This window comes from Streptomyces sp. NPDC001889, from assembly GCF_053594535.1.
In genome coordinates this window covers 234995-258747 of the sequence record NZ_JBSFER010000002.1, presented here as the reverse complement: position 1 = coordinate 258747, position 23753 = coordinate 234995, and the positions used below count along the sequence as shown (strand labels likewise).

Below are 23753 nucleotides of genomic sequence, written 5' to 3'. Positions count from 1 at the left end.
CCGTCAGCCGGGCGGGCCTCCGGTGCCCTCGACGAAGAGAATCCGGCGGCCGCTGATGCCGGGCCGGGCCGCGCGCGCCCGGGCGTACTCCGGCGAGGCGTACCAGTCCTTCGCCTCTCGCAGACCGGGGAACTCGATGATCACCATGCGGTTCGCCCCGGGCCAGTCGCCCTCCGGGGCCTCCGGCAGCGCGCCGCGCGCGAGATACCGGCCGCCGTACCGGGCGACGGATTCCCGGGCCAGCTCCCGGTATCTGCGGACCTCCGGTGTGTCCAGATGGGGGGCCTCGGCTATCACATAGGCGGTCACGCCGCCATGATGACATGGCGTCAGACCGCCGCGCGCGGGTCGTCGCCGGGCGGCACCGCGCGGTGCCGGGGCACGCGAGCCCGCGCGGTGCCGGGGCTCGCCAGCCCGGCACGATCCGGGAGAGGCGGCCTACGCGACCTTGGGGCCGCAGCGCATGCCGATGTAGACACAGCCCGTGCCGTCGGGCAGCGTGGAGAAGACCACGGGCATGTAGTCCTCGCTGAACGCCGCGCCCACCCCCGTACCGGCGAACACCGTCCCGGTCACCGGCAGCAGATCGATCTCCAGGGGTTCGGAGAAGTCCTTCATGCCGTCGACGAACGCGTAGCGCGCGTGCCCCGCGCCGTCCCGCTCGGTGACGGTGATGACCACACCCTCGCGCCGGTACGTGCCGACCAGCGGCGCGAAGTCGACGGCGGGCGGCCGGGCCGGCGGGGCGAAGGGCTCCGGCATGGTCACCCCGGCGAGTTCGGCGAGGAGTTCGCGGAAGAGCGCCGCGTACACCTCCCGCGCTCCGCCGCCGTTGGTGAGCAGCGCGACCGCGACGCCCGCCGACGGCACCACGCGCAGATAGCCGTACTGTCCGATCGAGGCGCCGTCGTGTCCGTACCCCTGGACGCCGTTCCAGTCGTAGAGGGTCCAGCCCAGGCCCCAGCCGTCGGAGCTGACCGTCCACTTGTCGGGGCAGTCCACCACCCGGCGCTGCATCAGCGCGACCGTCTCCCGGGACAGCACACGGGTGCCGTCCTCGGCCACGCCGCCGGCCAGATGCATCCGCGCGAGCCGGGCGAGGTCCCCGGCGGTGGCGATGACCCTGCCGTAGGGTCCGGCCGAGCGCGGCATCAGGTCCCACCGCGGCGCCGGGTCCGGGTCCTGGCCCGGGGCCCCGAGGTGGCCCATCGCGGCGCGGAACCGCAGCGCCTCCTCGGGCAGCGTCATGGTGTGGGTGAGACCGAGCGGGGTGAGGAGCAGTTCCCGCAGCGCCTGGTCCCAGACCCTGCCGGTCACCACCTCGACGATCCGGCCGAGCACGTTGTAGCCGACGCTGCTGTAGGAGATGGCGGTGCCGGGCGGGCAGTCGAGCGCCACGCCCCGCGCGGCCTCCACATAGCGGGCGAGGCAGTCGTCACCGCGTCCGCTGTCATGGGTGAAGTCGCAGGTGAGTCCGCCGGTGTGGCTGAGCAGCCGGCGTATGGTGATCTCCCTGTTCGCCTCGGGGTCCGCGACCGAGAACTCCGGCAGCACCTCCACGACCGGGGCGTCCAGGTCCAGTTCACCCGCTTCGGCGAGCCGCATGATCAGGGTCGCCGTGTAGACCTTGGCGATCGAGCCCATCTGGAAGACCGAGTCGGTGGTCGCCTCCACGCCCGTGCCGCGGTGCAGCACCCCGCGGGCCACTTCGTGGACGGTCCCGTCCACGAGGAGCGCGAGCGACGCTCCCGGGACGTGGTGCTCGGCGCAGAGCGCGTCGAGACGGGCCTGCCAGTGGGCGAGATCCGGCTGACGGCCCGCGGATTCCCGGGCCCCCCGCGCACCCCCGGCGGTCCGGCCGTCCTGTCCGTCCCGGCTCACGTTCTTCGGCATGTCCGCTCCCCTTCGATGCGTACGACGCTCTCTCGATGCGCACACTGTACGCACGGCAGAACGCTGTACGCAAGATGCGTACGTCGTCCGCTACGATGGGGAGGTCAGAGAACGAGCGGGAGCGAGGGGCGTATGCCGGCCGACGGGAAACCCAGTGAATCGGTGTGGACGCGTCCGCGCCGTCCGCAGCGGGAGCAGCTGACCCGCGAACACATCGTGGCCGCCGCGATCGAACTGCTGGATCTGGAGGGCATCGAGGCGCTCACCATGCGCGGACTCGGCGGCCGGCTGAACACCGCGGCCACCTCCCTCTACCGGCATGTGGCCAACCGGGACGAGCTGATCCAGCTGGCCGTGGACGAGGTCTACGGCGAGCTGGACCCGCCGGCCGCCACCGACCGCGCCCGGTGGCGGGAGTCCGTCACCCGGATCGCCGCCGAGCTGCGGGCGATGACCCTGCGCCACCCCTGGATGGCCCCCGAACTCGGCCAGGTCGGCCTGATCCACATCGGCCCGAACGCGCTGCGGATGTCCTCGGGGATGCTCGCCCACTTCGAGGCCGCCGGGTTCCCGCCCCAGGAGAGGGACCAGGCCGTGGGGACGCTCACGGCGTACGTCATCGGGATCGCGACCTCCGAGGCCGCGTATCTCTCGCTGATCGCCCGCAGCGGCAGAACCGAGCGGGAGTGGGTGGAGGGGCTGCGGCCCGCCCTCGACGCGGCCTCGCGGCAGGACCCGGGGCTGCGGGAGGGCGCATCCGCCCGGCGGGACGCGGACCCCCGGCAGATCCGGGACGACGCCTTCTCCTACGGGCTCGACCGGGTGCTCGACGGACTGGAGGCCCGGCTCACCGGCTGAACCGGCCCCGGCGCGCGGGGTGCGGGGCGGCGACCCGTGGCCGCGCCGCGTGCGCGCGGGCCGTCCGCAGCACGGTCGCCACGGCGGCGGCCACCAGGGGGCCGCGCCGCGTGCGCGCGGGCCGTCCGGGCGGGCCCGGTCCCCCGGCGGGACCGCCCGGTGGACAAGGGCGCGGCCGGTGTGTTCAGTTCCCCGGCCGGCCGGGCGCCGCCGTGAGCCCGTCCAGGGCCTCGGCCACCGCGCCCGGCAGCCAGTCGGTGGTGCGGGAGAGCGGGAAACCCAGTTCTCTCGCACGGGTGTTGCTCATGGCGTAGTGGCGGTCGAAGGAGTACGGCGACGCCTCCTCCCCGGGGGCGGCCGTGCGGTACCGGGGCCGGCGGCCGGTCTGCGCGGCGATCGCTGCGGTCAGGTCGTACACATCGAGCAGGCCGTCGGAGCAGGCGTTGACCGGGCCGGTGAAGTCGCCGGCCGCGGTGGCCCACAGCAGCAGATCCGCCAGCTCGCCGCAGTGGATGAAGACCGAGGGCTTCGGCTCCGCGTGCACGGTTATCTCCGTGCCCCGGGTGACGCGTTCGATGTAGTGCGCCAGCCGGCCGGTGAAGTCCCGGGCGCCGCCGCCGAGCACATGGGCGGCGCGCACGGAGGCGAACGCGAACCCCGCCTCCCGGGTGAGGACGGCCTCGGCCTGGCGCTTCCCCTCGGAGTAGTGCGCGTCGAGGTACTCCGCGTCGCGCCAGGGCAGATCCATCCGCACCGGCCAGTCCGCGGGGTCCACCCGGCTCTCCGGCAGCGGTGTGCCGTGCGGGACGGCGGGCAGTTCGGCGGTGGCGGGGTTGTAGACCTCGATCGTGGAGGTCATGACGTACCGGGGGGTACGGCCCCCGAAGACGCGGACCGCCGCTGCGGCCTGCACCGGCGAGTAGCAGAACTGGTCGATGACGGCGTCGAAGGTGCGGGAACCGAGGGCGGCGGCGAGGGCGGACTCGTCGTCGCGGTCGGCCACGAGGTGCTCGACACCGGGGGGCGCGGGGAAGGAGCCCCGGTTGACCAGAGTGACCCGGTGCCCGGCGGCCAGCAGGCGCTGGACCAGGAGTACACCGATGTAGCGGCTTCCGCCGATGACGCAGATTCTTTGCATGCGGACCATCCTGGGAGATCTACTGTCATCAGCGGAAGTGCCTCCTCACTGACGGCGCGTTAAGGAGAACTGTTGATCGATGTGCAGCGGCTCCGCGTCCTGCGCGCCGTGGCGGAGCACGGCAGCTTCAGCCGGGCCGCAGCGGCGCTCCGTCTCACCCCCTCGGCCGTCTCCCAGCACGTGGCCGCGCTGGAGCGCGGTCTCGGCGCCCAGGTCGTGGCCCGCAGCACCCGGGGGGTCACCCTCACCCGGGCCGGCCGGATCATGGTCGGCGCGGCGGAGTCGGTCGCCGCGGAGCTGGAGGACGCGAAGCGGCAGGTGGACCGGCTCGGAACGGGCCGCACCCGGCTCACGGTCGCCACGTTCACCAGCGGCGGCAGACTGCTGCTCCCCGGCGCCCTCGCCCGGCTGACCGCCGCCCACCCCGACACGGTGCTCCATGTGCGGGAGGCCGAGCCGGAGGAGAGCCTGCCGCTGGTCCGCCGGGGCGCCGTCGACCTCGCGCTCGCCTACCACTTCGACGGTCCGCTGCCCGGCCTCCACTCCACCGTGGAGTGGACCGCGCTCCTGGACGACCCGGTGCGGGTCGTCCTGCCCTCGGGACACCCGCTGGCGGGCCGGGCCGCGCTGGGCATCACCGAACTGGCGGCCGAGCCCTGGGTGCTCGGCTGCCTCAGGACGGAGGCGTATCTGCGGCGCTACGCCGAGCGGGCCGGGTTCGACCCGGAGATACGCGGCACCACGACGGACTACTTCTTCGCGCGCTCGCTGGTCGCCGCGGGCATGGGCATCTCCCTGATCCCCTCCATCGCGCTGGTCCCGCGCGCGCCGGGGGTGTGCACCGTGCCGATCCAGGAGCCGGGCCCGGTACGGCACATCGGGGTGGCGGCGATCGGCCGCCGCCGCGACCGGCCCCATCTCGCGACGCTGGTCCGGGCCCTGCGGGAGCAGGCCGCGGCGCACCCGGTGTGACCGCGCCGGGCAGGGCCGGCCGGCACGGGAACGGGCCCGGGGACCGTCCGGACCCGTCTCAGCGCACCGGCAGCCGGTCCGCGGCGGCGGCCAGGGCGGTGTCGTCGCCGTCGGTGTCCGCCCAGGCGACATGTCCGTCGGGGCGGATGAGGGCGGCGCGCACACCGGCCCAGCCGGCCGGGGGCCGGTCGAGGGTCGCCGCGCGCACGGTGAGGCCCGGGCGGGCGCGGTCCGTGAGGGCGCCGGTGCCGGTCAGGTCGAGCAGGAGGTGGCCGGCCGGGCGCAGTTGGGCGAAGAGGCCGTCGCCGGAGCCGGTGAAGGCCAGATCGGGGGCGCGGGTGCCGGTGAGCGGATGGGCGGCCGGGTCCGGGGCCGGGTAGGTGACGCCGAGCCCGGTGAGGCGTTCGGCCAGGGCGTCGTTGAGGGCCGGCTGGGTGGCGATCAACTCGCTTAGCAGGGAGCGCAGGGCGATGCCCTCGGGGGTGAATCCGGCCGTGAGGGCGGTCTGGGCGCGGCTGTGCGCGATCAGTTGGGCGCCGATGGGCCGGCGTTCGGCGTGGTAGGTGTCGAGCAGGCCGTCGGGGGCCCGGCCGCGCACGGTGGCGGCGAGCTTCCAGCCGAGGTTGTGCGCGTCCTGGATGCCGACGTTCATCCCGACGCCTCCGGTCGGGAAGTGCTGGTGGGCGGCGTCCCCGGCGAGCAGGGCCCGGCCCTCGCGGTACCGGTCGGCGAGCCGGGTGGCGTTGCCGAAGCGGGAGAGCCAGAGCGGGTCGCGCATCCCGAAGTCCTCGCCCGCGATGGCGCGGGTCCTGGACCGCAGCTCCTCCAGGGTGAGCTCGCCGGGCCACCGGGTGGTCAGACCGTCCGGGCTGACGCCGACGACCCGGTGCCGCCCGGGGGAGAGCGGCGCGACGATCACCCCTCCGCTGAGCCCGAAGGTGCTGAAGCCCGGCCGGGGCGGGGAGTCGAGGGTGACATCGCCGAGCCAGCCGAGGACGGTGGAGGGGGTGCCGGGGAAGTCGATGCCGGCGGCGGCGCGCACCGCGCTGCGGGTGCCGTCGCAGCCCACGATGTACGCCGCCGGGAGGTCGTACGGCCCGTCCGTCCCCTCGATGCGCGCGGTCACGGAGCCAGTGTGCCCGGTGAACCCCGTGACGCGGTGGCCGCGCACGATCCGCGCGCCGAGCGCGAGCGCGCGCTCCTCCAGGAGCTGTTCGGTACGGGCCTGGGGCAGGGCGAGGGTGTACGGGTACGGGGTGTCCAGCGCGCGGAAGTCGAGCCGCTGGTCGAGCAGGCCGAAGTGACCGCCCGGGATGGGCAGGCCCTCGTCGAGGAAGGGCCGGTGGGCGGCGCGGGAGGCGAGGATCTCCAGGGTGCGGGGGTGGATGGTGAGGGCCTTGGAGCGCTGGTCGATGCCGGTGCGCTCCTCCACGACGGTGACGGGGACTCCCCCCAGCCGCAGTTCGGCGGCGAGCCAGAGCCCGACCGGCCCCCCTCCGGCGATGACGATCCGCTGATCCATGAAAACCCCTCCTAGGTCAGTGACCAATACCGTCCGCGCAGTAAACTAGGTCAATGACCAATGCGCAAGCGTCCGAGGCCCGAGGCCCGAGGCTCGACCCCGCCGCGGTGATCAGCGCCGCACTGGAGCTGCTGGACGAGAAGGGCCTGGACGCCCTCTCCACGCGGGCGGTGGCCGACCGGCTCGGCGTACGGATGAACACCGTTCTGTGGCATGTGAAGACCAAGGCCCGGATGCTGGAGCTGATGGCGGACGCCGTCATCGGCGAGGCCGGGCTCGACGGCCTCCCGGCGCCCTGGCAGGACCGCGTCCGCGTCCTGGCCCGCCGGTTCCGCCGCGCCCTGCTCGGCCGCCGCGACGGCGCGGCCCTGGTGGTCGGCACCCACACCGCCGAACCCCACACCCTGCGCTTCGCCGACGCCCTGGTGGGCGCGCTGCTGGACGGCGGCCTGAGCGAGCGCGACGCCGCCTGGACGACCTGGACGATCGTCTACTTCACCCTCGGCCTCACCCAGGAGGAACAGGCGGCGGCCCGGGAGCCCCTGGACGGCCGCCTCGCGCGGGAGGTGTCCGGGACCGCCCACCCCGCTCTCCACCACGTCCTGGGGCATCTCGACGCGGAGTCGTTCGGCGAGCGCTTCGAGTTCGGCCTGTCGGCGATCCTCGCGCCGAGGTGACCCGGCGCCACGGCGCGCGAGGCGGGGCGGCCGGGGCGCGCGAGGCGGGGCGGCCGGGGCACGCGGGCGTGGCGGCCGGGGCGCGCGAGACGGGCCCGCGAGGCGGGCGGGCAGGCGGCGGAACACACCATTCCGACCCGCCCGATGGGCCAGGCGGAGGTTAGGCTAACCTAACCGCATGTCGGTTGCCCATGTCTCCGGTCGTGACCACGTCCAGGCGGTCCCGCCGCGGTGGTCCGCGCCGGTGATCGGCGGGGCGGAGGTGCCTTCCCCCTATCTGCTGACCACCGCGGTCTTCGACGGCAGCGAGCCCATGGGGCCGCTGTTCACCGGGGCGCACACCCACACCGACGGGCTCCTGGTGTGGCCGCACGCCGGGTCCATGACGCTCCACACCCCGAGCGGAGTGCGGCGGCTGGTGCCCGGGCAGGGGCTGTGGGTGCCGCCCGGCACCCCGCACGCCTCCACCGCGGACCCCAGCGGCGTCGGCTGCTACACCTATGTGGCGCGGTCGGCGAGCCCGGTGACCTGGACATCGCCGAGGGCGGTGAAGGTGGGGCGGGCGCTCCAGGAGATGCTGCTCCACCTCGACGCGACCCCGATGCGCGACGACCTGCGACTGCGCACCCAGCGGGTCATCCTGGAGATGCTCCAGGACGACCCGCTCCCCGTCCTGGAGGTGCCCGTCCCGGCGGACTGGCGCATCCACGCCCTCGCGGAGGACGTCCTGCGCGACCCGTACAGCGACCGCTCGCTGGAGGAGTGGGCCGCGCGGCACGCGCTGAGCGTGCGGACGGTCACCCGGGTGTTCAGCCAGGACACCGGGATGTCGTTCACCCGCTGGCGCTCCCTGGTGCGGATGTCCGCCGCGATGGGCCTGCTCGCCCAGGGGCACCCGGTGAACCTGGTCGCGCACCGCTGCGGCTACTCCGCGACGAGCGCGTTCAGCGCCGCCTTCCGCAGGGTCACCGGAGCCAGCCCGACCGAGTATCTGCGCGAGCGCTCGGTACCCGCGCCGGCCGAGCCGGCCGCCGGACCGCCCGCCGGGCCGCCCGAGCCGCCCGTGCGCTCCACCGGTGACACCGCACGGCCGGACGCTGGCCGATTCGCGACGCACCCTGGCCGGGACACGACGCACCGGGGGCCCGGAGTTCATTAGCTTTGGCCGAAGTGAGGGTTACCTAACCTCCGGCACGGCAGGCCGCGAGCCCCGTGCCTCGACCGCGCGCGTGTCCCGCACCGCCGGGCCGGCTCTCACCCCCGAACGCCGTCACCCGCCCGCGCGCCGCGCAGAACCGAGGAGAACCATGTCCCTGCCCACGTCCGCCCCCGCCCCGGCGGCCCGCCCCGCCGGGCTCTGGACCCGCGTCGCGGGCCTCGCGGTGACCGCCGCCCTCGTCCTGACGGGCTGCGGCACCTCCGACCCGGGGTCCGACGGGGACGGCGGCGCGGCGGAGAAGGGGTCCTCGGCGGCGTTCCCGGTGAGCATCGAGCACGCCCACGGCACCACCAGGATCTCCGAGAAGCCCCGGCGCGTGGTCGCCGTGAGCTGGATGAACCAGGACGTCGTGGCGGCGCTCGGCACCGTCCCCGTCGGCGTCGACAAGCAGTGGGGCGGCGACAAGGACGGCCACACCCCCTGGTTCCGCACCCAGGTCGAGAAGCTCGGCGGCGAACTCCCCGAGACCCTGAACTACGGCGACTCCGGCGAGATCGACTTCGAGCAGATCCTCTCGCTCGACCCCGATCTGATCGTCGGCCTGTACTCCGGCATCTCCGATGTCGACTACAAGCGCCTCACCGAGATCGCGCCCACGATCCCCTACCGGAAGCGGCCCTTCGACGGGGGCAGCTGGCAGGACATGACCCGCACCATCGGCAAGGCCCTCGGCGAGACCGGGAAGGCGGAGGAGCTGGTCACCGAGACGGAGAGCGTGCTCGCCGGCGTGGTGAGGGAGAACCCCGGGTTCAAGGGCAGGACCTTCGCCTACGGCACCTCCCTCACCCCCGGCTCCACCGAGGCCGGACTGTACGTCGACTACGACCCGAGGGTCCGGCTGCTCACCGAGATGGGCTTCGAGAACACCCCCTCCATGAAGGTCATCACCGACGGGGTCAAGGGGACCAACTTCTACGGCGGCGTCAGCCTGGAGAAGCTCGACACCGTCAAGGCCGATGTCTTCGTCGGCTGGGCCTATGAGGCCAAGGAGGTTCCGTACACCCTCAACGACCCCCTCTTCCGGCGCTGGGAGCCCATCGAGAAGAAGCGGTACGCGTTCGTCCAGACCCCTGAGCTGGGCATGGCCGTCAGCGGGCCGACGGTGCTGTCGATCCCCTGGGCCATGGAGCGGTACGTACCGCTGCTCGCCGACGCGGTCGCCGGCAAGGGCAGGTCGGACGTCCCCGCCTCCTGAACCGCCCCGCACCCGGCCCGCACCCGCACCGCCACACCCGAGGATCACCCGTGACGACCGCATCACCCCCCGGTGAGACCATCTCCGCACGGCGTGACGCGCCAGGCCCGTACTCCGGTACGGGCCTGGTCCCGCGTCACCGGCACCGCCTCCTGGTGCTGCTCACCGCCCTCGCGCTGCTCCTCGCCATGAGCGTTCTCAGCCTGATGGTCGGCGCCCGCGCGATCGCCCCCGGCACCGTGTGGGACGCCCTGTTCCACTTCGACGGGTCCCTCGACGAACACGCGATGGTCCGCGAGCTGCGGCTGCCGCGCACGGTGATCGGACTGGTGGTGGGAGCCGCCCTCGGACTGTGCGGGGCGCTCATCCAGGCGTTCACCCGCAACCCGCTCGCCGACCCCGGTGTCCTCGGTGTCAACGCGGGCGCGGGGTTCGCCGTGACCTTCGCCGTCGGTGTGCTCGGGATCACCGACCCGGCCCGGTTCGTGTGGTTCGCGCTCGCCGGGGCCTTCGCGCTGACCGTGATCGTCTACACCCTCGGCTCGCTCGGTTCCGACCGCGCGACCCCGGTGAAAATCACTCTCGCCGGAGTGGCGCTCACGGCCGTGTTCAGCGGGCTGACCTCCGCCCTCACCCTCAAGAGCCTGGCCACGCTCGACATCATGCGCTTCTGGGGTGTCGGCTCCATCGGCGGGCGCGGACTCGACATCCTCCCCGTCGCCCTCCCCCTCATCGGTGCCGGAATCGTCCTCGGCCTCCTCAGCGCCCGCGCCCTCAACGCCCTCGCGCTCGGCGACGACAGCGCCCGCGCCCTGGGGGTGCGCCTCGGCACGACCCGGGCGTGTGTCGTCCTCGCCGTCACCCTGCTCGCCGGAACCGGGGTCGCCGTCGCCGGTCCCATCGCCTTCGTCGGGCTGATGGTGCCGCATGTGGTGCGCTGGTTCACCGGACCCGACCAGCGCTGGATTCTCCCGCTCACCCTCGTGGTCGCCCCCGCCTTCCTGCTGGCCGCCGACATCGTCGGCCGGGTGGTCCTGCCGTCCGGGGAGCTGCGGGTGGGCCTGGTCACCGCGCTGGTGGGCGCCCCCGTCCTGATCGCGCTCGTCCGGCGCCGGAATGTGAGCGGACTGTGAACACCCCCTCGACCCGGAGAGCCGGACCCGCCGTGCCCTCCACCGCCACCCCGGCCCCCGGACAGGCCCCGGCCGCCGGGGAGCCCCCCGCGCGCGTCGACTTCGGGCGTCCCTTCTGGACCTTCCGGCGGCTGGGCACCGCACTGCGCGTGGACCGCCGCACGGTCCTGGTCTGTGCCGTGCTCGCCGCCGCCACCCTGGTCCTCGGTGTCCTGACCCTCGGCACCGGCTCCATCCCGCTGACCCCCGCCCAGGTCGTCACCGCGCTCGTGGACCCGGAGTCGGACCGCCGCGCCCGGCTCATCGTGGTGGACTGGCGGCTGCCGAGGCTGCTCCTCGCGCTGGTCTGCGGCGCCGCGCTGGCCATCAGCGGAGCGATCTTCCAGTCCCTGACCAGGAACCCGCTCGGCTCGCCGGACATCATCGGCTTCTCCTCCGGCTCGTACGCCGGGGCCAGCGCCGTGATGCTCTTCCTCGGCACCGCCAACCACCCGGCGATCGCCGCCGGCTCGCTGACCGGCGGGGCCGTCGCCGCCGTGGTGGTGTATCTGCTGGCCTACCGCCAGGGGCTGCACCCGTTCCGGCTCATCATCGTCGGAATCGCCGTCGGCGCCGGTCTCAGCTCGCTGACCTCGATGCTGCTGCTCTCCGTCAGCCCGCAGCAGGCGATGCTGGCGGCGACCTGGGCGGCGGGGTCGCTCAGCGGACTGGGGTTCGGGGAGCTGGGGCCCACCGCCGCCGTCTTCGCCGTCCTGCTGCTCTGCTCCGTCGCCGTCGTCCGGCCGCTGGTCCAGCTGGAGATGGGCGACGACGCGGCGGTGGCCCTCGGCGTGCGCTCGCGGCGCGCCCGGCTCGCGGGGACCGTCGTCGGGGTCGCGCTCACCGCGCTGGTGACCGCCGCCGTCGGCCCGATCGCGTTCATCGCGCTGGCCGCCCCGCAGATCGCCCAGCGGCTGACCAGGGGCTCCACCACGCTGCGCGTCCTGCCCGCCGCGCTCACCGGGGCGCTGGTGCTGACCGCCGCCGACTTCACCGCCCAGCGGCTCGATCTCCCGGTGGGGGTGGTGACCGTCTGCGTCGGCGGGGCCTATCTCGCCTGGCTGCTCGCCCGCCAGTACGCGACCCGCCGATGAACCCCGCCCCGCCGCCCTCCCGAGGACCCCTGATGCCGCCGAAGACCGACCGCCCCGGGCCGCACCGCCCCGCCCCCGTGAAGGCGCCGCCCGCGCCGCCCGCCAGGCTGGAGGTGCGGGACGCGACCTTCGGCTACGCCCGGCGGCCGGTCTCCGAACATCTGGACCTGGCGATACCGGAGGGCTCCTTCACCGCCGTCATCGGTCCCAACGCCTGCGGCAAGTCCACCCTGCTGCGCGCGGTCGCCCGGCTGCTGGCGCCCACCGCCGGGCAGGTCCTGCTGGACGGCCGGTCCATCGCCGACTACCGCTCCAGGGAGGTGGCGCGCCGCCTCGGGCTGCTGCCGCAGACCTCGCTCTCCCCCGACGGCATCGGCGTCGCCGAGCTGGTCGCCCGGGGCCGCTATCCGCACCAGAGGATGACCCGGCAGTGGACGGCCGACGACGAGCGCGCGGTGGCCGCCGCGATGGCGGCGACCTCCGTCACCGGACTCTCCGGACGGCTCGTCGACGAACTCTCCGGCGGGCAGCGCCAGCGCGTCTGGGTCGCCATGGTGCTCGCCCAGGAGACCCCGGTCCTGCTCCTCGACGAGCCGACGACCTTCCTCGACATCGCCCACCAGATCGAGCTGCTGGAGCTCTTCACGGATCTGCACCGCTCGGGCCGCACCCTCGTCGCGGTCCTGCACGACCTCAACCACGCCGCCCGGTACGCGACCCATCTCATCGCCATGCGGGACGGCCGGGTGGTCGCGGAGGGCCCGCCGGCCGAGGTCATGACGGCCGGTCTGGTCCAGGAGGTGTTCGAGCTGCCCTGCCGGGTGGTGCCCGACCCGGAGACCGGCACCCCGATGGTGGTCCCGCTGGCCCGCCGGCGGGAGACCGCCCCGTGAGCCGGGCACCGGCCGGAGCCGGACCCGGACAGCTCTTCAGGATCGCGCTGCTGCGCGGCGGACGCGGGCCGCGCCTCGGACTGACCACCCTCGCGTTCATGCTCCACCAGCTCTGCGAGGCGCTGGTGCCGATCCTCATCGGCGTCGTCATCGACCGGGCGCTGGAGCCCGGCGACCCGGCCGCCCTGCTCCGCTGGCTCGCGGTGCTCGGCGGGGTGTTCCTGGTCCTGTCGCTGTCGTACCAGCGGGCCTCGACGGCGATGGTCGGCGTCTACGGCTACGCGGAGCACGCGCTGCGCCGGCTCGCCATGGCCCGGCTGCTCGACCCCCACGGGCTGCGCCGGCGCCCCGGTCCCGGCGAGGCCCTGTCCCTGGTCACCTCCGACACCTACCGGGTCGCGGGGGTCTCCTGGAGCGTGGTCGAGCAGGCCGCCACGGTCACCGCGATCCTCACCGCCTCCGCAGCGCTGCTGCTCATCTCCGTCCCGCTCGCGCTCGGGGTGATCGTCAGCACGGTGCTGGTCCTGCTGCTGATGCGGCGGCTCGCGATGCCGCTGGAGGCCCGGGGCCTGGCCGAACAGGGCTCCGCCGCCCGTGCCGGGGAGGTCGCCACGGACATGATCGGCGGGCTGCGGGTGCTGGCCGGGATGCACGCCCAGGCGGAGGCCGCCGACCGCTACCGGGCCGCGAGCGACGCGTCCAAGCGGGGCGCGGTCGCCGCCGCGCGCGCCGTCCTCGGCTACTCGGCCCTCAGCCAGCTGCTCTCCGGGGTCTTCCTCGCCGGGCTGGCCACCGCGTCGGGCCTGCTGGCCCTGGACGGGCAGCTCACCATCGGGCAGCTCGTGACCGTGCTCGGCCTCGCCCAGTTCCTCCAGGGCGCTCTCGCGCACATCGGAACCTTCGCCTCCAACTGGGCGCACAAGCGGGCCTCCGCCCGGCGGATCGGTGATCTGCTGGCCGGACCCCGGCTGATCGAACCGCCGGCGCGGGGCGGCGCGTCCGTACCCGGCCCGCGCACCGGCGGCGCCCTCCCCCGCCCGCGTACCGTCTGGCACCCGCCCGGGCTCGCCGCACCCGTCGAGCTGGTGCCCGGCGCGCTGGTCGGAGTGGTGCCCCGGCACCCCGCGCACGCGCGCGGCCTCAGCGACCGGCTGGCCTGCCGGGTCCCGCCGGTCCGGGGCGAGCTGCTGATCGACGGGGTCGACGCGGCGGACCTCGGCCCCGAGGCGGTCCGCGCCCATATCGCGGCCCCGCCCCATCAGGGCACCCTCTTCTCCGGCACCCTGCGCGCCAATCTCACCCCGCCGGGCGGCACCCCCGACCCCCGGGTGATCCGGGCCGCGGCGCTGGACGACGTACTGGAGCACATCGGCGGCGAGGAGGCGGACATCGGCGAGCGGGGCCGCAGGCTCTCCGGCGGCCAGCGGCAGCGGCTGCTGCTCGCCCGGGCGCTGCACGCGGGGACCCCCGTGGTCGTTCTGGACGAGCCGACGACGGCGGTCGACCCGGTGACCGAGCGGCGGATCGCCCACGGACTGGGCGGACTCCCGGGCCCGGGCACCACCGTCGTCATCACATCGAGCCGCATTCTGCTCTCCGCCTGCGACCGGGTGATCGACCTCGGGGAGACGGCCGGCGCCGGCGGCGCGGACCCCGGCGCCGAAGGCCCCCGGGACCACGAACCGAACGGAGTCCTCCCGTGACCACGCCCGCCCCCGACCCCGCGACGGGCCGCCCCCGGCTCCCCGTCGCCACCCCGGGCCGTACCCGCCGCGAGGTGGTCCGCCGGCTGTCCCGCCGGCGCGGGCGGCTGACGGTGACCCTGCTCGCCCTGCTGGCGGGCACGGCCGTGTCGCTGACCGCCCCGCCGCTGCTCGGCGCGGTGGTCGACGCGGTCGTCGACCAGTCGGGGCGCGGCCGGGTGACCGCCCTCGGCGCGGCCCTCGCCGGCGTCTCGCTGACCGGTGCCGTGCTCACCCTCCTCGGCGGCCGGATGCTGGTCGGCCTGGTCCAGGACACCCTGGCCGGTCTCCGCGAGGAGGTCTTCGACGCGGCGGTACGGCTGCCCGCCGACACCCTGGAATCCACCGGCAGCTCCGACGCGGTCTCCCGGGTCACGGGCGATGTCGAGGCCGTCTCCGAGGCCGCGTCGGGGGTGCTGCCCGACATCACCGGCGCGGGCCTCACCATCGTCCTGACCGTGGCGGGCCTCGCCGTCCTCGACCCCCGGCTGGCCCTCGCGGGGCTGGTCTGCCTCCCGCTCCACTGGTACGCCACCCGCCGCTTCCTCGCCCGTTCGCACCGGGTGTACGGGGACATCCGGCGGCTGGAGTCCGCGCGCGGGCAGACCGTGATCGAGGCGGTGCGGGGCGCCGAGACCATCCGGGCGTACCGCACCCAGGGGACGCATCTGGCGGAGCTGGACGAGCGCGGCGAGCGGGCCATCGCGCGGCAGCGGGACGGGGTGCGGCTGCGCAACGGCTTCTTCGGTCTGCTGAACACCGCCGAGTTCCTGGGCCTGGCGGCCGTCCTGGCCACCGGGTACGCGCTGCTCGGCCGGGGTGCCATCACCCTGGGGACGGCCACGGCGGCGGCCCTCTACTTCCACCGGCTGTTCGGGCCGGTGGGGCTGCTGCTGACCAGTCTCGACGACATCCAGCGCGCGACGGTGGGCCTGGCCCGGCTGGTCGGGGTCACGGACCTCGCCCGGCCCGGGGGCGCGGACCCTCGGTCCGCGCCCCGGGCGCGGCCGGCCCCGGCGATCGCCGTCACCGGGGTCTCCCTCACCTATGGCGGCGCGGCCCGCGCGGCGCTGCGCGACATCACCCTCACCGTGCCCGGCGGCGCGACCGTCGCCCTGGTCGGCGCCAGCGGTTCGGGCAAGAGCACCCTGGCGCGGCTCGTCGCCGGGGTGGGGCGGCCGGACCGGGGGCGGATCACGGTCGGCGCGGAGCCGGAGGACGGGCCCCGGTATCTCGTCACCCAGGAGATCCATCTCTTCGGCGGCACGCTCGCCGACAACCTCCGGCTGGCCAGGCCGGGCGCCACCGACGCCGAACTGGTCGCGGCGCTGCGGGAGACGGGGGCCGACTGGGCGCTGGAGCCGGGCCGGGGGCTCGACGCGGTCATCGGCGGTCCGGACGGCGCGGCCCTGGACGACGGGGCGGTCCAGCATCTGGCGCTGGCCCGCGCGCTGCTGGCGGACCCTCCCGTCCTCGTCCTCGACGAGCCCACCGCGGAGTCGGGCCCCGAGAGCCGGGCGGCCCTCGGCGCCGCTCTCGAACGGGTCACCCGCGACCGGACGAGTGTGATCGTCGCCCACCGGCTGGAGCAGGCGCTCGGCTGCGACCTCGTCGTCCTCCTCAAGGACGGCCGGGTGGCCGAGCAGGGCACCCACCGGGCGCTGCTGGCCTCGGGGGGCGAGTACGCGGCACTGTGGCGGGCGTACACCGACCACACCGACCACACCGACCACACCAGCCACACCGACCACAGAGAACACACCAACCACACCGGCCGCGTCCGCCGCGCCGACGGCGCGCGGGCAGAGCCGGAACCCCACGCCGACCAGAACAGCGCGCCGGTGCCCGGCAGCGGCGCGGCAACCGACAAGGAGCACTGAACCATGGAGATCTACCGCGCCACCGTGGCCCGGGTCACGCCCCTCACCGCGACCATGGTCCGGGTGACCCTGACCGGCGGGGATCTGCCGGACTTCGTCTCCACGGGCGTCGGCGACGAGTACGTCCGGCTGTTCTTCCCGCACGGACCCGACCGGCTCGACCTCTCCCTGCCGGTCGCGGCGGACGGGAGCTGGGAGACCCCCGAGGGCCGCCCGACCGCCCCGATGCGGACCTACACCATCCGCGCGGTGCGGCCCGAACGCGCCGAGATCGATATCGACTTCGTCCTGCACGACCACGGGGTGGCGGCCACCTGGGCCGCGGCGGCCCGCCCCGGTGACCCGGTGGGTCTCAACTCCCCCACCGCGCTCTACGACCCGCCCGCCGACCTGGCCCGCCAGATCCTGATCGCGGACCAGACCGGGCTGCCCGCCGTCGCCCGGATTCTGGAGAACACCCCGGACTCCGTCGCCACCAGGGTGATCCTCGAAGTCCCGGACGAGGCGTCCGTACAGCCCCTCCCGACCCACCCGGGCACCAAGGTCACCTGGACCTACGGCGGCAACGGGCACTCCCCGAGCCGGCTCGCGGAGCTGGTCACCACGGCACTGCCCGAGGACAGCGATCTGACGGGGACCTACCTCTGGACGGCGGGCGAGACCACCGCCCTGCGCTCCGTGCGCAAGCACCTCCGCAAGACCCTGTCGCTGCCCTCCGGCCGTTTCAAGGTCGTCGGCTACTGGGTGCCGAACGCCGACTCGTGGACGGAGCGCTGGGAGGCCCTGCCCGCGACCGTGAAGGCGGAGCTGGAGGCCCTGTGGGAGGCGCCGGCGGAGGACCCGGAGGACGTCGCCATCGCGTACGAGGACCGGTTGAGCGGGCTGGGTCTCTGAGCGGCCGGTGCCGCCCCGCCCGGCCGGGGTCCTCCGGGGCCTCCGGGACGCTGCCCCGGCCGGCTGCCGCCCGCGCGGTCAACGAGGAGTGACGGCACCGCCGTTGGGCGGCGCGGCGCCGGACGCGTCCCATGGCGCGGCCGGCGCGGGGCGGCGTACCATGCGGCAGCCCTGGTCCTCATCAGGGCCGCGGTCGCGCGTGTGCACGGCCCGGGGAAGCCGGTGGGAGTCCGGCGCCGGACCACAGCCGCGAGGGGCTCCCGCACATCCCGAGCCGGGCCCCCGGTGTGCCGCGCGGACCGCCAGGACCACGCCAGGAAGGCAGTTCATGCGCCGCCCCACCCTGATTCGCCGTACCGCCGTCGCCGCCGCGGCCCTCGGTCTCGCCCTCACCACCGCTCCCGCCACCGCCACCGCCCACCACGCGCCCACCACGACCAACGCCCCGGTCAAGGTGCGGCTGACCGTCACCGGCCCCGACGGGGTGCTCTTCCAGGGGAGAGTCAGAACCAAGGGCCATGACGTCACCACCGCCACCGGTGGCACCCACGCGTGCGACGGCACCAACGGCGGAGCCCATCCGACGGCGGTTCCCACGCCCACCGCCGCCCTCGACGACGCGGCGCGCAAGCACCACTTCACCTGGGACGGCGCCTGGTACCCCTCGTTCGAGGACTTCTTCGTCGAGACGATCAAGGGCGTCAGCGGCGGCGGCAGTGCCTACTGGAGCATCGCGGTGAACGGCACCCCGACCCCGGTCGGGGGCTGCCAGTTCAAGATCCGGACCGGGGACCGGGTGTCGTTCACCTGGACCGGCTTCTGATCCGTCCGCCGATCCGGCGCCCCCGGCGGGGGCCCGTGAACCCGTTCGGTTCACGGGCCCCCGCCGGGCCGGCGGTCAGGCTCCCCAGCGCAGGGCGATCGTGTCCCCGACGTTGATCACCCGGGCGCGGGAGGCGGCGGCGAGGGCCGAGCCGTCCGTGCTCACCTTCCAGGTGCCGGAGCCGCTGTTGGCCTTGCCGTTGAGCGCGGTGATCGCGCCGGTGCCCGACGAGGGCGTCACGGCGGTCACACAGCCGGCCGGTGTCGCCGCCGAAGCGGCGGCGTCCAGCACGTTTCCGAGGGTGGTCGTGGCGCCGGTGGGCGTGAGGGCCACGGAGCAGACCTTGAGCGCCCCCGCGCCGTCGTCGACGGTGAGGGCGAGTTCGGTGGCCGTCCCCGGGGTGAAGGCGCTCGCCGCCACCCATCGCGGCGCGCCCGCCGTGACCGGCGTGGGCGGGGCGGCGGTGAAGCCGCCGCCCGCGACGGCGCGCAGGGCGTCGACGGAGGAGTAGGCGGAGGGCGTGGTGTCGGTCGGCTTGTACTTGAAGCCGCCGCCGGGGTTGTACTGGTTGGCGATGAGGAAGTCGACCGGGGTCCTGCCCATCGAGGTGAGGAAGTCGCCGGTCTGCGGGTTGATGCCACAGGCGTTGAGCCCGGCGACGGCCCAGCCGTTGGAGTTGGTGTTGGCGCCGTACAGGGAGTCGAAGGCCCCGTTCGCGGGGAGCAGTCTGGTCTTGAGGAACGCCTTGGCCTGCACGATGTCGGCGTCCGTGTTCGGGACTCCGGCGGTGCACAGGGCCGCCATGGCGGCGCCGGTCATGTCCACGTCGCTGGGTGCGTTGAGACGGGTCGGGTTGCCCTCGGCCTTCTGGTAGTCCCAGCCGCCGTCGTTGTGCTGGTTGGCCCGGACCCGGGTGGTTATCCGGTCGGCGAGGGCCTGGGGGACGCGCTGGGCGCCGCTCTGCGTCCTGGCCCCGTTGAGGGCGAGCGCGGCGAAGACCGTGCCGTTGAAGTTGCCCGAGGGGCCGAAGTAGCCAGCCTCGGCGGTCTGCCAGTAGCCGTAGATGTCCGCGATGAGATTGCGGGACGGGGAGACCCGGGCCGGGTCGATGCCCGCGGCGTAGGCGTTCAGCGTGGCGCGCTCGTAGTCCGTGACGACCGGGGTGGCGGAGGGCCAGGCCGCGGTGGAGAGCAGGTTCCGGTAGACGGTGCGGGCGTTCTTGGTGGTGTCGCCGCCGGGGGCGACATCGGCGACGGCGGTGCCGGCCGCGGCGAAGGCGCCGAAGGCCCACTCGCTGGAGAGGCCGGACCCGGCGTAGGAACCGTCCGCGGCCTGAAGGGACTTGAGGTAGGCGACACCGTTCGTCTTCGAGGTGGCGATCTGCGCGGGGGACGAGGTCGCGGACGCGGGGAGCACGGTCAGGGCGAAGGCCCCGAGCGCGGCGGGGATCGCCAGGGCGAGGCGTCGGGAGGTCGGAGGACGGGACATGGGGGCCACTCCTGTGATGACAGGGACTCCGGCGGCACCCATGCCGAAGGGAGCCCTCCCGGCCGGGGGGTGCGGGGCCGTCGTCCAAGCGCGTGGTACGGCGTCGAATGCTGCTTCACCGCATGGGCATTCGGGCTCGGTACGGCCCTCGTGCCGTCCCACACCGCTGCGCGTCAGCCCCGGATTCGCACCGGATTCCCCCATGTGGCAGCCCTGGACGCTACCGGAGAGACCACCCGGCCACCAGAGCGGGAAGCACAGCGGCCCCGGACCGCGCGGGTGGGATTCAGGTCACCTTGACGCTGTCTTCGTCCGCGTGTTCCAATCCCGCTGATACAGACTCAACTTCAGGGAAAGCCGGTCGAATTCCGGCGCTGACCCGCAACCGTGGGCCCGGCAGCAGCCGGGCGAGCCGGATTGCCTGAAGGACTGATTCCAGCGAGAAGCGCCGTCGCGGACTACGGCGTGGTCGACCGGCTCTCCCCGTGCCCCGCTCGAACTCGAAGCGGACGGAGCCCCTCCGCCACGCCCTGCCGCCCGGAGGACACGAGGGGCCGTGGTGGGGACAGGCGTACGGAGACGGTGGGCGGGCCCGGCCGCGCTGGTGACGGCGGTGGTCCTGCTCGCGGGCACGGGTGTGTCCCTGGCCGCCGCTCCCCCGGCCGCGGCCGATCCGGTCAACCGGTGCACGGCCACCCGGGGCGCCATCGTCGCGGTGGACTTCGGCCCCTTCGGCGGCGGTGTCGCGCGCGGCTGCGACACCACCCCCACCACCGGCTACGAGCTGCTGCGCGAGGCCGGTTTCACCACCGCCGGGACCGGTCACGACGGCCCCGCGTTCATCTGCCGGATCGGTCACGGCTCGTTCGACTCCGGCAGGCAGTACCCGACTCCGGCGACCGAGGACTGCGTGCTCACCCCGCAGGCCACCGCGTACTGGTCGTACTGGGTCGCCTCGCGGGACGCATCGGAGTGGAGCTACAGCCATCACGGGGCGATGGACCGCCGGCCGAAGCCGGGCGACGTGGACGCGTGGGTCTACGGCGGCACCGACGTCGGCGGCAGCACCGGCAAGCCGGACTTCAGCCCCGACGAGGTCCGCGCGGAGGGCCTGCCACCGGCTCCCGACCCCGAGGCCCCCGCCGTTCCGCCGGGTGAGGTGAACATCGCCAAGGCCGCCTCCTGGGTGCGGGGCAAGCTGACCCGCGGCGACCGGGTGGTGGACGACGGCGGCGAAACCCCCAACCATCTGCTGACCACCGAGGCCGCGTACGCGCTCGCCGCGGCGGACGGCCGGAGCCGCACCGTGGACCGGATCGCCGCCTTCCTCGGCTCCCGGGCGACGGCCTACGCCTACCCGGAGGGGACGGACGCGGCCCCGGACGCGGCGGCGGCGGCCCGTCTCGCGCTGGTCGCCACCAGCACCGAGAAGGACCCGCGCGATGTCGGCGGGCACGATCTGCTCACCGGTCTCGCCGACCATGTCTGTCCGACCGGTTCGGACTCCGGTGTCCACGTTCCCGGGTGCACCGCCCGGGGCGACTTCCGCAACGCGACGTACACCGAGGCGCAGGCGCTGGCGCTGCTGGCGCTGCTGCGGGGCGGTGAACGGCCCCCGGCCCACGCGGTGACCCGGCTGACCCGGGCCCAGTGCCGGAGCGGCGGTTTCGCCGCGAGCCTCGGCCACACCGTCTGCGACGGCGATCTCCTCAGCACGGGTGCGGCCGTCCTGGCGCTGCGCAAGGCCGGCGGTCACCCGGGGCAGCTGGGCAAGGCGCGCACCTATCTGCGGAAGAGCCAGTTCCCCAGCGGCGCCTTCCCCGGCTGGACCGGGAGCACCACGGGCCATGTGATCTCCACCGCGTACGCCGCCCAGGCGCTGCGGGCCCTCGGCGACACCGTCCGTGCCGACGCCGCCGTCTCCTGGCTCTCCCGGCAGCAACTCCCCGATGGGGGCTTCAGGTTCGATGAGGACGCGACGGACGCGTCCGTCTACGCGACCTCGGTCGCCGTCCTCGCCGGGAAGGACACCAGTCTCGCCCGGCTGACCACGGAGCCCCGCCCGGCCAAGCCCCCGACCGGGCCCCCGACCGAGCCGCCGGCCGGCGACGGCGAGGGACCCGACCTGAAGAAGGGGGTCGCCTATCTGACCGGCGCGGCCAACCTCCGGCAGGGGCGGTTCTACGGCACCGGCGGCGCCCCCGCGCGGGCGGACTTCGGCCTCACCATCGACGGCGCCTACGCGCTCGCCGCGACCGGTCTCGACAACGGCAAGCTGCGGGGCGTCGTCGACTTCCTGGACGGCGGCGGCGAGGACGGCGAGGGCCGCACCGTCCACGACTGGACCAAGCTGGGCACCGCGTACGCCGGCGGCGGCTACATCGGCAAGACCGCCGTGCTCGCCCAGGCCGTCGGCCGCGACCCGCGCGACTTCGCCGGCGAGGATCTGATCGCGGGGCTCGCGAAGGCCGTCTGCGCCCGGCCCAGCGCCGCCCCGGACCGCAGCTGTCCCGCGCGGGGCGCCTACACCTGGGCGCCCTCCGTCTTCGCCCAGTCGCTCGCGGTCATCGCGCAGCTCAGGGCCGGTGAGAAGAGCGCGGCGGCGGCCCCCGTCGCCTACCTGGGGAGCCTTCAGCACTCCTCCGGCGCCTGGCCCAGCCTCGTCCCCTCCACCGGCGACTCCGACGTGGACTCCACGGCCATCGCCGCCATGGCCCTGGACCTCGTCGGGGAGCCGGGGACCGACAGGGCCGTCGACCGGGCCCTCGCGTGGATCGCGACCCGGCAGTTCGCCGATGGCGGCTTCCCCGGTGCCGCCGGGAACTCCGTGAACTCCGCCGCCCTCGCGGTGCAGGGCCTGTCGCTGGACGCCCCCCGGTACGGCAAGCAGATCGCCAAGGCGCGGAAGTTCCTGGCCGCGCGGCAGAACGGCGACGGCGGCTTCAATGTCGCGAAGGAGGGCCAGCGCGGCTCCGATCTGCGCGCCTCGACCCAGGCCGTGGGGGGCAGCACCGGTGTCTCCTTCGGGACGCTGACCCGCGATCTGAGCGGTACGAGCCCGCAGCCCGCGCCCGCGCCCACCCCCTCGCCGAGCCCCTCGCCGTCCTCGTCGTCCACCCCCGACATCGTCACGGACGGTACGGACGGAGCGGACGGCACCGCCGGCACGGACACCGGCGGCGACCGGGCCCACGGCTCCGGCGGTGAACTGGCCTCCACCGGCGTCCCGGCGGCCTCGCTCGCGGCCGGCTCCGCCGCGCTGGTCCTGACGGGCCTCGCCCTGACCGCGGTGTTCCGCGACCGCCGCCGCACCCGGGAAGGGAGCCCGTCATGAGAGGGTTCGCCGCCCGCACGGCCCGGCCGGCCGTCGCCCTGGGCCTGGTGGGCGCGGCCCTGGGCGCGACCACCGGCCCCGCCTCCGCCGCCCCGCAGCCCATGGGCCGGTGCACCACCACCTCCGGCGCCGTCCTGGCCGTCGACTTCAGCACCTGGGGCGGTCCGATCCACCGCTCGTGCGGCACCACGCCGACGACCGGCCACGAACTCCTCAACCAGGGCGGCTGGCGGACCACCGGCACGGGCCACGACGGTCCGGCGTTCATCTGCCGGATCGGGTACAGCGGCCACCGCGGCGGCAAGCAGTTCCCGCCGCCCGAGCAGGACGACTGCGTACTGACCCCGCCCGCGTCCGCCTACTGGTCGTACTGGCACGCCGACGCCGGGGAGAACACCTGGGAGTACAGCCGGCTGGGCGCGATGCTCTACAGGCCGAAGCCCGGCAGCGTCGATCTCTGGATCTTCGGCGGCACCGACCTCGAAGGCACCACGGGCCGTCCGAGCGTCACCCCCGACCAGCTGCGCGCCCGCAACACCCGGCCCACCGGGGGCGGGGCGCCCGCCGGCTCCCGGCCCACGGAGAGGACGGACCCGCCGCCCGGGACCGGCACCGGTCCCGCCCCGACCCGGACGGCCGTCCCCGCCCCCGCTCCCACCCGGACGCGGCCCACCGCCACCCCGCCGGTGACGGCCTCCGCCCCGCCGAAGAGGAAGCCCTCCTCCCGGACGTCCGCGCCGGTCCCCCCGAGCGCACCGCCGTCCTCCTCGCGGCCCCCCGCCACCGCGCCCGGGAGCGGCACCGTGACGGAGGCCGCCGAGATCGTCGACGCCGCCCCGGCGGGGGACGCCGGGCACGACTCGGGGTCGTTCCTCCCCGTGCTCGCCGCCGGCGGACTGATCCTCGCCGTCGCCGGCGCCGCCGTGGTCGCGGCCAGACGCCGCCGCCGCGCCGGCTAG

At 74.9% G+C, this 23753-nt stretch carries 19 protein-coding genes and 1 riboswitch; of the genes, 14 read left to right on the top strand and 5 right to left on the bottom strand.

The annotated features are described in order from the left end of the window. Positions 1 to 3 precede the first annotated feature (3 nt). Entirely contained in the window at positions 4 to 309 is a 306-nt protein-coding gene (locus ACWCRA_RS02920) for a DUF1330 domain-containing protein (RefSeq protein WP_351559065.1), read from the bottom strand. 129 nt (positions 310 to 438) lie between these two features. Then, entirely contained in the window at positions 439 to 1893 is a 1455-nt protein-coding gene (locus tag ACWCRA_RS02915; protein ID WP_351558941.1) for a serine hydrolase domain-containing protein, read from the bottom strand. Between the two features lie 132 nt (positions 1894 to 2025). Here ACWCRA_RS02915 and ACWCRA_RS02910 point away from each other — a divergent pair, with 132 nt between their 5' ends. Further along, positions 2026 to 2751 (top strand): TetR/AcrR family transcriptional regulator, encoded by a 726-nt coding sequence (locus ACWCRA_RS02910; protein WP_351558939.1) that lies wholly within the window; start codon positions 2026 to 2028, stop codon positions 2749 to 2751. 184 nt (positions 2752 to 2935) lie between these two features. Here ACWCRA_RS02910 and ACWCRA_RS02905 read toward each other — a convergent pair whose 3' ends face one another. Beyond that, on the bottom strand, positions 2936 to 3889 hold the full coding sequence (locus ACWCRA_RS02905; protein WP_451066712.1) for an NAD-dependent epimerase/dehydratase family protein: 954 nt from the start codon (positions 3887 to 3889) through the stop codon (positions 2936 to 2938). Positions 3890 to 3961: 72 nt separating this feature from the next. Between ACWCRA_RS02905 and ACWCRA_RS02900 the strand changes: the two genes are divergently transcribed. Further along, on the top strand, positions 3962 to 4861 hold the full coding sequence (locus ACWCRA_RS02900; protein ID WP_351558936.1) for a LysR family transcriptional regulator: 900 nt from the start codon (positions 3962 to 3964) through the stop codon (positions 4859 to 4861). A 58-nt stretch (positions 4862 to 4919) separates the two neighbouring features. Here ACWCRA_RS02900 and ACWCRA_RS02895 read toward each other — a convergent pair whose 3' ends face one another. After that, positions 4920 to 6383 (bottom strand): FAD-dependent monooxygenase, encoded by a 1464-nt coding sequence (locus ACWCRA_RS02895; RefSeq protein ID WP_351558934.1) that lies wholly within the window; start codon positions 6381 to 6383, stop codon positions 4920 to 4922. A gap of 53 nt (positions 6384 to 6436) precedes the next feature. Here ACWCRA_RS02895 and ACWCRA_RS02890 point away from each other — a divergent pair, with 53 nt between their 5' ends. The 10 genes from ACWCRA_RS02890 (at position 6437) to ACWCRA_RS02845 (ending at position 17972) form a co-directional block, all read left to right on the top strand. Continuing rightward, a complete protein-coding gene (locus ACWCRA_RS02890; RefSeq protein ID WP_451066711.1) occupies positions 6437 to 7060 on the top strand; it encodes a TetR/AcrR family transcriptional regulator C-terminal domain-containing protein in 624 nt (207 codons plus the stop codon). 178 nt (positions 7061 to 7238) lie between these two features. Continuing rightward, a complete protein-coding gene (locus ACWCRA_RS02885) occupies positions 7239 to 8219 on the top strand; it encodes a helix-turn-helix domain-containing protein (RefSeq protein WP_451066710.1) in 981 nt (326 codons plus the stop codon). Between the two features lie 148 nt (positions 8220 to 8367). Then, positions 8368 to 9474, top strand: a complete 1107-nt coding sequence (locus ACWCRA_RS02880; RefSeq protein ID WP_351558929.1) for an iron-siderophore ABC transporter substrate-binding protein — start codon at positions 8368 to 8370, stop codon at positions 9472 to 9474. A 50-nt stretch (positions 9475 to 9524) separates the two neighbouring features. Further along, positions 9525 to 10607, top strand: coding sequence for a FecCD family ABC transporter permease (locus ACWCRA_RS02875; protein WP_451066709.1), 1083 nt, complete (start codon positions 9525 to 9527; stop codon positions 10605 to 10607). Next, a complete protein-coding gene (locus ACWCRA_RS02870) occupies positions 10604 to 11740 on the top strand; it encodes a FecCD family ABC transporter permease (RefSeq protein WP_351558925.1) in 1137 nt (378 codons plus the stop codon). Before ACWCRA_RS02875 ends, ACWCRA_RS02870 begins: the two co-directional genes overlap by 4 nt. A 32-nt stretch (positions 11741 to 11772) precedes the next feature. Then, the gene (locus tag ACWCRA_RS02865) at positions 11773 to 12633 is read left to right on the top strand and encodes an ABC transporter ATP-binding protein (protein WP_351558923.1); all 861 of its coding nucleotides are present in this window, start codon (positions 11773 to 11775) and stop codon (positions 12631 to 12633) included. Next, the gene (locus ACWCRA_RS02860; protein WP_351558921.1) at positions 12630 to 14336 is read left to right on the top strand and encodes an ABC transporter ATP-binding protein; all 1707 of its coding nucleotides are present in this window, start codon (positions 12630 to 12632) and stop codon (positions 14334 to 14336) included. The genes ACWCRA_RS02865 and ACWCRA_RS02860 overlap by 4 nt, the downstream gene beginning before the upstream one ends. Then, positions 14333 to 16255 carry an ABC transporter ATP-binding protein gene (locus tag ACWCRA_RS02855; RefSeq protein ID WP_451066708.1) on the top strand — a complete coding sequence of 641 codons (1923 nt, stop codon included), beginning with the start codon at positions 14333 to 14335 and terminating at the stop codon, positions 16253 to 16255. The genes ACWCRA_RS02860 and ACWCRA_RS02855 overlap by 4 nt, the downstream gene beginning before the upstream one ends. 3 nt (positions 16256 to 16258) lie before the next feature. Beyond that, a complete protein-coding gene (locus ACWCRA_RS02850) occupies positions 16259 to 17149 on the top strand; it encodes a siderophore-interacting protein (RefSeq protein WP_351558917.1) in 891 nt (296 codons plus the stop codon). A 328-nt stretch (positions 17150 to 17477) separates the two neighbouring features. After that, complete coding sequence (locus ACWCRA_RS02845; protein ID WP_351558916.1) at positions 17478 to 17972, top strand: DUF4430 domain-containing protein; 495 nt, start codon at positions 17478 to 17480, stop codon at positions 17970 to 17972. 75 nt (positions 17973 to 18047) lie between these two features. Here the strand turns inward: ACWCRA_RS02845 and ACWCRA_RS02840 are convergent, their stop codons facing one another. Continuing rightward, positions 18048 to 19460, bottom strand: coding sequence for a hypothetical protein (locus tag ACWCRA_RS02840; RefSeq protein WP_451066707.1), 1413 nt, complete (start codon positions 19458 to 19460; stop codon positions 18048 to 18050). Between the two features lie 103 nt (positions 19461 to 19563). Further along, positions 19564 to 19703: riboswitch (cobalamin riboswitch) on the bottom strand. Positions 19704 to 20019: 316 nt separating this feature from the next. Between ACWCRA_RS02840 and ACWCRA_RS02835 the strand changes: the two genes are divergently transcribed. Both ACWCRA_RS02835 and ACWCRA_RS02830 read left to right on the top strand, forming a co-directional pair. Then, positions 20020 to 22794, top strand: a complete 2775-nt coding sequence (locus tag ACWCRA_RS02835) for a prenyltransferase/squalene oxidase repeat-containing protein (RefSeq protein ID WP_451066768.1) — start codon at positions 20020 to 20022, stop codon at positions 22792 to 22794. Beyond that, positions 22791 to 23753 (top strand): hypothetical protein, encoded by a 963-nt coding sequence (locus tag ACWCRA_RS02830; RefSeq protein WP_451066706.1) that lies wholly within the window; start codon positions 22791 to 22793, stop codon positions 23751 to 23753. Before ACWCRA_RS02835 ends, ACWCRA_RS02830 begins: the two co-directional genes overlap by 4 nt.

Bases quoted from the DNA above. Each gene is read 5' to 3' on its own strand.
- ACWCRA_RS02915 (WP_351558941.1), bottom strand. From the start codon at position 1,893: ATGCCGAAGAACGTGAGCCGGGACGGACAGGACGGCCGGACCGCCGGG.
- ACWCRA_RS02910 (WP_351558939.1), top strand. From the start codon at position 2,026: ATGCCGGCCGACGGGAAACCCAGTGAATCGGTGTGGACGCGTCCGCGC.
- ACWCRA_RS02905 (WP_451066712.1), bottom strand. From the start codon at position 3,889: ATGCAAAGAATCTGCGTCATCGGCGGAAGCCGCTACATCGGTGTACTC.
- ACWCRA_RS02895 (WP_351558934.1), bottom strand. From the start codon at position 6,383: ATGGATCAGCGGATCGTCATCGCCGGAGGGGGGCCGGTCGGGCTCTGG.
- ACWCRA_RS02890 (WP_451066711.1), top strand. From the start codon at position 6,437: ATGACCAATGCGCAAGCGTCCGAGGCCCGAGGCCCGAGGCTCGACCCC.
- ACWCRA_RS02885 (WP_451066710.1), top strand. From the start codon at position 7,239: ATGTCGGTTGCCCATGTCTCCGGTCGTGACCACGTCCAGGCGGTCCCG.
- ACWCRA_RS02880 (WP_351558929.1), top strand. From the start codon at position 8,368: ATGTCCCTGCCCACGTCCGCCCCCGCCCCGGCGGCCCGCCCCGCCGGG.
- ACWCRA_RS02865 (WP_351558923.1), top strand. From the start codon at position 11,773: ATGCCGCCGAAGACCGACCGCCCCGGGCCGCACCGCCCCGCCCCCGTG.
- ACWCRA_RS02850 (WP_351558917.1), top strand. From the start codon at position 16,259: ATGGAGATCTACCGCGCCACCGTGGCCCGGGTCACGCCCCTCACCGCG.
- ACWCRA_RS02845 (WP_351558916.1), top strand. From the start codon at position 17,478: ATGCGCCGCCCCACCCTGATTCGCCGTACCGCCGTCGCCGCCGCGGCC.
- ACWCRA_RS02840 (WP_451066707.1), bottom strand. From the start codon at position 19,460: ATGTCCCGTCCTCCGACCTCCCGACGCCTCGCCCTGGCGATCCCCGCC.
- ACWCRA_RS02830 (WP_451066706.1), top strand. From the start codon at position 22,791: ATGAGAGGGTTCGCCGCCCGCACGGCCCGGCCGGCCGTCGCCCTGGGC.